The 8,092-nt window shown below is 65.9% G+C and carries 9 protein-coding genes; 8 read left to right on the top strand and 1 reads right to left on the bottom strand.

The window, feature by feature from the left end; genetic code table 11:
• From uvrA to ACI8UR_RS11720, 7 genes are all read left to right on the top strand, one after another.
• Positions 1-2,211, top strand: a 2,211-nt coding sequence (gene uvrA / locus ACI8UR_RS11750; RefSeq protein WP_415087900.1) for an excinuclease ABC subunit UvrA, incomplete at its 5' end; no start/stop codon positions are given.
• Positions 2,212-2,338: 127 nt separating this feature from the next.
• Complete coding sequence (locus ACI8UR_RS11745; protein ID WP_411714956.1) at positions 2,339-2,956, top strand: nitroreductase family protein; 618 nt, start codon at positions 2,339-2,341, stop codon at positions 2,954-2,956.
• 60 nt (positions 2,957-3,016) lie between these two features.
• Positions 3,017-3,682, top strand: coding sequence for a phosphate ABC transporter permease (locus ACI8UR_RS11740; protein ID WP_411714955.1), 666 nt, complete (start codon positions 3,017-3,019; stop codon positions 3,680-3,682).
• A 57-nt stretch (positions 3,683-3,739) separates the two neighbouring features.
• Positions 3,740-4,933 (top strand): geranylgeranyl reductase family protein, encoded by a 1,194-nt coding sequence (locus tag ACI8UR_RS11735; RefSeq protein ID WP_411714954.1) that lies wholly within the window; start codon positions 3,740-3,742, stop codon positions 4,931-4,933.
• A gap of 25 nt (positions 4,934-4,958) precedes the next feature.
• Positions 4,959-5,522 carry a DUF6663 family protein gene (locus ACI8UR_RS11730; RefSeq protein WP_411714953.1) on the top strand — a complete coding sequence of 188 codons (564 nt, stop codon included), beginning with the start codon at positions 4,959-4,961 and terminating at the stop codon, positions 5,520-5,522.
• Positions 5,523-5,572: 50 nt separating this feature from the next.
• A complete protein-coding gene (locus tag ACI8UR_RS11725) occupies positions 5,573-5,992 on the top strand; it encodes an acyl-CoA thioesterase (RefSeq protein WP_411714952.1) in 420 nt (139 codons plus the stop codon).
• Between the two features lie 37 nt (positions 5,993-6,029).
• Positions 6,030-6,431: a hypothetical protein gene (locus ACI8UR_RS11720; protein WP_411714951.1), complete on the top strand. Its 402-nt coding sequence runs from the start codon at positions 6,030-6,032 to the stop codon at positions 6,429-6,431.
• A gap of 191 nt (positions 6,432-6,622) precedes the next feature.
• Here the strand turns inward: ACI8UR_RS11720 and ACI8UR_RS11715 are convergent, their stop codons facing one another.
• Positions 6,623-7,072 (bottom strand): peroxiredoxin, encoded by a 450-nt coding sequence (locus ACI8UR_RS11715; RefSeq protein WP_411714950.1) that lies wholly within the window; start codon positions 7,070-7,072, stop codon positions 6,623-6,625.
• Positions 7,073-7,159: 87 nt separating this feature from the next.
• On the opposite strand from ACI8UR_RS11715, the gene ACI8UR_RS11710 reads away from it, so the two are divergent.
• On the top strand, positions 7,160-7,921 hold the full coding sequence (locus ACI8UR_RS11710; protein ID WP_411714949.1) for an SDR family NAD(P)-dependent oxidoreductase: 762 nt from the start codon (positions 7,160-7,162) through the stop codon (positions 7,919-7,921).
• Positions 7,922-8,092 lie beyond the last annotated feature (171 nt).

The raw sequence follows: 8,092 nt of genomic DNA, 5'->3' as shown, positions 1-8,092 counted from the left end.
GACGCCCGCCTCGTCGTAGAGTTCTCCGAGGAACTGGCCTGCACCCACTGCGGCATCGACCTGCCGGAAATCGAGACGCGCTCGTTCTCGTTCAACTCCCCGCACGGCGCCTGCCCGGAGTGTGAGGGCATCGGCGAGACGAAGGAGGTCGACGAATCGCTCGTCGTCACCGACCCCTCGAAGCCGATTAAAAACGTCTTCGAGCCGTGGAGTTACAATCGGTCGTACTACCGGACGCGACTCGACAGCGTGGCCGAGCATTTCGGTGTCAGCGTCGACACGCCGTTCGAGGAACTCGACGAGTCGGTGCAACAGCAGTTCCTCTACGGCACCGACCGCGAGGTCGTGTTCAAGCGACAGACGAAGAACGGCACCCGGCGGAAGGAAAAGCGGTTTGAGGGCGTCATCCCGAACCTCGACCGCCGGTACATCGAGACGGATTCGGACAGTACCCGCGAACACATCGAGGACTACATGGCGACGACGACGTGTCCCGCCTGTGAGGGGACGCGCCTGAAGCCCGAATCGCGGGCGGTGCTCGTCGCCGGCACCTCGATTACGGATGTCAATTGCCGCTCCATCGGCGATGCCCTCGAGCATTTCGAGAACCTCGATGCCGACCTTGACGCCCGAGAGCGGAAAATCGCCGAGGAGATTCTCAAAGAGATTCGCGCCCGCCTCGGCTTCATGGAGGAGGTCGGCCTCGAATACCTCACGCTCGACCGCGAGGCCTCGACGCTGTCAGGCGGCGAGAGCCAGCGCATCCGCCTCGCAACGCAGGTCGGCAGCGGCCTCGTCGGCGTGCTGTACGTCCTCGACGAACCGTCCATCGGCCTCCATCAGCGGGACAACGACAAACTGCTGGACACGCTCGAAGGCCTGCGCGATTTGGGCAACACGCTCGTCGTCGTCGAGCACGACGAGGAGACGATGTGGCGCGCCGACAACGTCATCGACATGGGCCCCGGCCCCGGCAAGCGCGGCGGCGAAGTCGTCGCCAACGGCGACGTCGAGGACGTGATGGACACCGACCGCTCGATTACGGGCGATTACCTCGCCGGCCGGCGGTCGATTCCGGTGCCCGACGAGCGCCGCGAGCCCGACCGGCGGGAGGGCTCGAAACGAGCGAGCGGCGACGGCGGAGCCGCGAGCCGCGACGCGGACGGCTATCTCACCGTCCGCGGCGCCCGCCAGCACAACCTCCGTGACCTCGACGTCGAGTTCCCGCTGGGCTGCTTTACCGCCATCACGGGCGTCTCCGGCTCCGGGAAATCGACGCTGCTGCACGAAATTCTCTACAAGGGGCTCGTGCGGCGGATGAACGACACCGACGTCTTCCCGGGCGACCACGACGACATCGAGGGCATCGACGAGGTCGAGACGGTGCGGCTCATCGACCAATCGCCCATCGGCCGGACGCCGCGCTCGAACCCCGCGACGTACACCAACGTCTTCGACCACATCCGGGAACTGTTCGCGGAGACGAAGCTCTCGAAACAGCGCGGCTACAAGAAGGGTCGCTTCTCGTTCAACGTCAAGGGCGGCCGCTGTGAGTCCTGTGGCGGCCAGGGCACCGTCAAAATCGACATGAACTTCCTGTCGGACGTGTACGTCCCCTGCGAGGAGTGCGAGGGGTTGCGCTACAACGACGAGACGCTCGAAGTCACCTACAAGGACGCGACCATCTCGGACGTCCTCGACATGGAGGTCGACGAGGCCTACGACTTCTTCGAGGGCCACTCGGGTATCCGCCGGCGTCTCGAGCTTCTGAAGGACGTGGGCCTCGGTTACATGCGGCTCGGCCAGCCGTCGACGACGCTGTCGGGCGGCGAGGCCCAGCGCGTCAAACTCGCCGAGGAACTCGGCAAGAAGGACAGCGGCGAGACGCTGTACCTGCTCGATGAGCCGACCACGGGCCTCCACAGCGCCGACGAGCGCAAACTCATCGAGGTGCTCCACCGCCTCGCCGACGACGGCAACACGGTCGTCGTCGTCGAACACGAACTCGATCTCGTGAAGAACGCCGACCACATCGTCGACCTCGGCCCCGAGGGCGGCGAAAAGGGCGGCGACCTCGTCGCCGCAGGCACGCCCGAAGCTGTCGCCGAGAACGAAGCTTCCCACACGGGTCGCTATCTCCGTGACCACCTGCCCGCCGTCGACCTCGAAGGGCCCCGGGGCGGCCGGACGCCGGCTGCAGGCGACGACTGACGGCGCGGTTCCGTTTTGTATTTTCGACCCCGCGTGCGGAGCGTCAGCACGATTCGGAGACACCGGTGTCACCGAGTTACCCTTATGTTACGGATATTACATAAGTCGCAATCCCGTACCGTTCGTGATGGCACAAACGACCCCCCATACGGAATCCGACCTTCGAGAGGACGTCGCGGAGCACCGCGACCCTGACCACGAGGTTGACCCGCTTTTCGTCAATCGCTGGTCGCCGCGCGCGATGACCGGCGACCCGCTTCCGGAAGCCGAGTACCGGCCCCTGTTCGAGGCCGCCCGCTGGGCGCCCTCGGCGTTCAACAACCAACACTGGCGGTTCGTCTACGCCGCCCGCGAGGACGACGAGTGGGAGACGTTCACTGACCTCCTCGCCGAGGGCAACGCGTGGGCCGAGGACGCCGCCGTCCTCGCCGTCATCGTCTCGAAGACGACGCTCGACCACAACGGCGAGCCGGCCGGAACGCACTCCTTCGACACCGGCGCGGCGTGGGAGAACCTCGCCCTCGAAGGCACCCGCCGCGGTCTCGCGGTGCACGCGATGGCCGGCATCGATTACGAGGGCGCCCGCGAAGCGCTCGACATCCCCGAGGCGTTCGATGTCGAGGCGATGGTCGCCATCGGCGAGCGCGCGCCGCCCGAGAGCCTGCCCGAGGAACTGCAGGAGCGTGAGGCGCCGAGCGACCGCAAACCGCTCGACGAACTCGTCCGCCGCGGCAGTTTCGAGTAACGCACCTCGATCCGTCGTCCGCCCCCTTGTTTTTATATCGTTCGTCGGTGAGTACCGTCCATGGCTCTGGTAGACATCGGATTGGTGCTGGCCGGACTCGTGTTGGTGTTCTTCGGCGCTGCGCTGTCGATCTACGCCGTGGCGCTGCTCGGCTTCCTCATCGGCGCCGGCGGCGGCTACGTCCTCGCGCCCTCGCTTCTGGGTGCGTTCGGTGCACAAGGAATCGTCGCCTTCGCCGTGGCGGTACTCGTCGGCGGCTTGCTCGGAGCGGCGCTGTCGTACGTCGCGCTCTCGTTTGCCACCTCGATACCGGCGTTCGTCGTCGGCGCCTACATCGGCCTGTACGTCATCACGCCCATCTTCACCGGAGGCGGTCTGATTCGCTATCTCGTGATGGTGCTTGCGGGCATCGGCGGCGCCGTCCTCGGCTTCACGCTGACGAAGTTCGCGCTGATGTTCATCACCTCCTTCGTCGGCGCAGCGCTGGCATCGGGGTCGGTGACACTCGCAAACCTCACCGCCGCACGGGAGGTGTTCTCGCCGGAGCCAATCCTGTTCGACCCGTTGGCGGCGACGCCGCTCGTCGGCATCGAGGTGCCGCTTTTCGGCGTCCTGTTCGTCCTCGGCGTGCTCTCCCAGATCGGGCTGTTCAAACTCGGCTGGGTGGCGAAGTTCGCGACCGTCCTCCCCGGCGTCGGCCGGGTCATCGGCAACGACGAGGAGTAGCCCACCCGAAACCGCCAGAGCGGAGAGTATTTCCTTTCTGACGCCCCTGTGTCGTACATGCACGATTTCGTCGTGGTTGGTGCTGGCCCGGCCGGGTCGCGGTTCGCCCGCTCGGCCGCCGAGCGGGGCCGCGACGTGCTCGTCCTCGAATCCGGCGAGATCGGCCGCCCGCTCGCCTGTTCGGGGCACGTCAGCCTCGACATCTGGGAGTTCGTGCCGGGCGAGACCCGACCGGAGGGAGGGTCTCGGAACGGGCGAGCGGAGAGCCGCGAGAGCGAGGTTCCGAGCGAAGCGAGGAACCTCGAAGCGAGCGGTGACGATAGGAACCGCGACGACCGCCACGACTTGTTCCAGAACGACATCTACGGTGCGCGGTTCCACCTGGGGGGTGCCGAAAGCGGTTCGTACCCCTTCTACAAGGACGAACCCGTCTCCAACGCCATCGACCGCGTCGGGCTGGACAAGACGCTCGCCGAGTGCGCCCGCGAGGCTGGTGCCGAGGTTCGGGACGGCTACACCGTCACGGGCGTCACCGAACTGCCGGGCCGGGTCGAGGTGACCGCACGCGGCCCCGACGGCATCGAGACGTTCGAGGCGAGGATGGTCTGTGGCGCCGACGGCCCGCGCTCGCGAGTGCGAGACGAGGTCGGGCTCCCCGAGCCCGAGGAACTGCTCCACGGCGTGCTCGGTTTCGAGTTCGACCCCGACCATCAGGATTTCGTCGATGTCCACCTCACGGTGCCGCGCTTTTTCGCGTGGCGCATCCCGCGGGGCGACGCCGGCGTCGAGTACGGCCTCGCGGTCGCGCCGGGCGACGACGCACCGGGCCGCTTCGGTGCGCTCTGTGCGGAGTACGACGTCGACCTCGACGAGCGGTGCTCGGGTGCGATTCCCATCGCCCCGCCCGACCGGACGGTCGGCAAGCGGAGTTTCCTCGTCGGCGACGCCGCCGCCCAGACCAAGCCGTTCACCGGCGGCGGCATCCTCTACGGGATGCGGGCCGCCGACATCGCAGCGCGGGAGATCGACCCGAGCCAGCCGGCCACGCTTGACGACTACGAACGCGGCTGGCGGTCGGAGCTGTCACGCGACCAGTCGCTCGGCAAACTCGTCCGGGCGGGCTACTCGATGCCGAAGCCAGTGCAGCGGGCCGGCCTGCGCGCCTTCGCGGGCGAAATCGCCGTCCACATGGACAGACCCACGTCGCTGTTCTCGCGGGCGCAACTCCGGGCGATGGTATCGTGGGAGTAATGCGGTCGCACCGTCTAGCGTGGCTATGACCCCGAGGACGGAGGGCCCGTTCCGCGTGCTTCCCGGCCGGAGCGACGACGAGTGGCTGCTCTTGGACGTCGAGTCGGCCGACCCGACGTACGTTCCTCGCGAGGCGCTCCCGGACGTGGAGGTGGGCAACCGCGTCGACGCCGACCTCTCGTGGGATGAAGGCGACCCGGTCGTCGAGTCGCCGACCGTCGAGACCGAAACGACGTTCCGATTCGTCCGCACCGAGGAGCCGATCTTCGAGGCCGCGAAGACGTGTTTCGAGACGGCCCGCGCCGAGAACGAGGCGATGAACGCCCGCGTGACGTACAACACCGACAACGAGGCCAACGGTGTCGTCTACACCTTCGCCGACCAGCCCGGTAGCCGTGACCTCTTCTCCGAGTTCCGGGACGGCGGCAAGCCGCTGGAGCCGCTCGTCGCGCGGGCCGCCCAGCCCGACGAGGTCGAACCGCCCTTCTCCGTGTGGGTGCTCGACTCGACGGAACCGTTCGTGCTCGTCTACATCGTCCTCGACCCCGACGGCCTGCTGGAGGAGACGATGCAGGATACGTATCTCTGAGCGGGCGCACAGCGCGCAGTTTTATCTCACGGTAGTCCGGTTGCGTTGGTATGCACGAAGTCTTCGAAAACGTCGTGCGGTTCGAGGAGACGGACGCCCAGGGCATCGTCTTCTACGGCAACTACGCCACCTTCCAGGACGAGACGTTCACCGCGTTCATGGAGGCCATCGGCTATCCCTACAGCGAAATCGAGGAGCACGGCTGGGACGTCCACGTCGTCAATCTGGAGCTGAACTACCGCAAGCCGGCGGAGTTCCGCGACACCCTGCACAACGCCATGCGTGTGACGGCCATCAAGGAATCCAGCATCGAGTTCGCCTACGAGTGTCGCAACGACGCGGGCGAACTGCTCGTCGAGGGGACGGTTGTCCACGTCGCCGTCGACGAGTCTGGCGCGCCGACGCGGGTACCGGACGAGTTCCGGGAGGCCGTGGCGGCGTTCCAGGACGAGCCGCCAGAGCCGGTGTAGGCGGCAGGTTCTTTTCCGTCGCGCCGAACGGAGGAGTATGTCGGAATCGCCGGAAATCGTCGGCCGGCTGAAGCGGAACCTGATGAGCCTCGGCGTCTACGTCGAGCGGCACGCACTTGAGGAGGAGACGGTACACGTCGAGTACGAGACGGCCGCCGAGGGACTGACGACGAACGATATCGGCAACGTCTGTACCGAGTTGGTCGACGCCCATGAGGCCGGCTGGGAGCCGCGTGACCTCCATTTCTGGGCGTTCGGCACCGACGGCGTCGGCACCTTCCTCGGCGAGTGGGAGGTACACGCCGGCTGGCTCTACGCCTTGGACAACGGCAACATCAGCCAGACCGATTTCTCGACGCTCGTGTTGTCGACACGTCAGCCGCCGGAGGCCGGGCCAGGTGCCGAGCCCTCTGAGGGCTCCGAATCGCCGACCCGATAGACGCCGCCATCGGTGTTATTCTCGTCCTCGCCCCCATCCGGGTCGCTACAGCCGGCGAGTGCGATCATCGTCCCCGTCGTGAGCCCCGCCACAGCGGTGCGAACGAACCGTCGACGAGTGGCTGGTGAACGGCGCATGGTTGAGTGTGGTAACTACTACCACAAAACTGTTCGGCAGCGGGAAACGGGGCCTTACTCCAGGTCTGCGATGATCTCCTCGGCGTGGCCTTCGGGGTCGACGCCCTCGTAGACGGCCTCGATGACGCCGTCATTGATGAGGTAGGTGTTGCGGAACACGCCGTCGAAGGTGTCGCCGGATATCTGCTTTTCACCGTAGGAGTCGTACGCAGCGGCAACCGTGCCGTCCTCGTCAGAGAGCAACTGAATGGGCAGTTCGTACTCGGCGGCGAAATCGGCGAGGTCGGAGACGGGGTCGTCGCTGACGCCGAGCACGGTGATGTTGCGGCCGAGATACTCACCCCAGTTGTCCCGGAAGCCACAGGCCTCCGTCGTGCAGCCGGGCGTGTCGGCACGGGGGTAGAAGTAGAGGACGACACGGCCGTCGAACTCGGAGAGACTGACCGTCTCGCCGTCCTGATTCTGCAGTTCGAAGTCGGGGGCTTCAGCGCCTACGTCGAGCATACCAACGCTGGGCACCGCCGGGAGAAACCCCTTGCGGAAATTACCCCGTTAGCGAGGCTTTATATAAAGTGCTACCATCGTACGACTATGCGTTTCGAAAACAATACGGTGTTCATCACGGGCGCCGGGTCGGGGATCGGTCGCGCGACCGCGCTGAAGGTCGCCGAGGAAGGCGGGTTCGTTGTCGCGACAGACATCAACGAGGACGGCGGGAAAGAAACCGTCGCAGCAGTCGAGGACGCGGGCGGTGAAGCCGTCTTCCACGAACTCGACGTGACGGAAGCCGACGAGTTCGACGCCGTCATCGAGACGACCGTCGACGAATACGGACTGGACTGTGTCGTCAACAACGCCGGTGTCGGCCATCCGCCGGCCTACACCGAGGACGTCACCGACACGATGTTCGATTACGTCATGGACGTGAATCTCCGTGGCGTCTGGAACGGCTGTCAGGCCGCGCTGCCGCATCTCAAAGAGCAGGAGTCGGGCGCCATCGTCAACGTCGGCTCGCTGGCGTCGTTCCTCGGCCTGCCGAAGCAGTCGGTGTACTCGCTGACGAAGGGGGCCGTCCTGAACTTCACGCGCGCCGTCGCCGCGGAAGCCGGGGCGAAAGGCGTCCGCGCCAACGCCGTCTGTCCGGGCTTCATCGAGACGCCGCTCGGCGACCAGTTCTTCGACTCCCAGAGCGACCCCGAGAAGGCCAAGGAGCGAACCGAACAGCAGTACCCGCTGAAGCGGCTCGGTGAACCCGAGGAGGTTGCCGACGCCATCGCGTTCCTTTTGAGCGACGAAGCCTCGTTCGTGACGGGCCACGGCCTCGTCGTCGACGGCGGCTTCTCGGTCAGCTAATACTGCCGGCTGTAATTCTTTCAACATCACCCCGCGATATTCGACCCTGACCGTCCGAAAACCCCGTTTTTCCAACGGGATCGCTTCACGTAGTTACAGCCGGCAGTATAAGCCGAAGCGATTACCGTCTGTGGCGCCAACTCGACGGCGATGACAGTTCGGAAGGTCGAC

Source organism: Natronomonas sp. (assembly GCF_047616845.1).
In the GTDB taxonomy this organism is placed as follows: domain Archaea; phylum Halobacteriota; class Halobacteria; order Halobacteriales; family Haloarculaceae; genus Natronomonas.
The sequence above is the reverse complement of the archived record's forward strand: the minus strand, read 5'-3'. Positions and strand labels throughout refer to the sequence as shown.